Annotated in this window: 1 pseudogene; it reads right to left on the minus strand. The window is 67.9% G+C overall.

Annotated elements, in window-relative coordinates:
• A pseudogene (locus P0G09_RS17275) lies at window positions 1-315 on the minus strand (amino acid decarboxylase); the annotation flags it as partial.

A 315-nucleotide genomic window follows, 5' to 3' on the forward strand; every position in this document is an offset into this window, starting at 1 on the left:
TCCTCAAGGGCGGCGGAAAGGGCCTGCACCGTTACCGGGCAGCTGCACAGCGCGCCGGTAACCTCCGGCGCGGGCCAGAGCCACCGGATGTCGAAGTCCAGCAGAGCCGCTGCATAGAGCAGGGCTTTGTGGGCATTGCGGGCCGCCAGCAGCACCGGGCGCTTGCCGGTGCAGGGCGCTCCCTGCATAGCAAGGCAGAGCATGGCCCGGATGCACTGGGAAGAACCCTCGGTGCTGTAATAGGTGTGGGCCGTGCCGAACAGCCGGGTGGCGTTGGCCTCGCTCTGCGCGATGTTGCCCTCGGCCTCATAGAGC

Origin of the sequence: Faecalibacterium sp. DFI.5.82, assembly GCF_029076575.1 — a bacterium.
GTDB classification, from domain to species: domain Bacteria; phylum Bacillota; class Clostridia; order Oscillospirales; family Ruminococcaceae; genus Faecalibacterium; species Faecalibacterium duncaniae.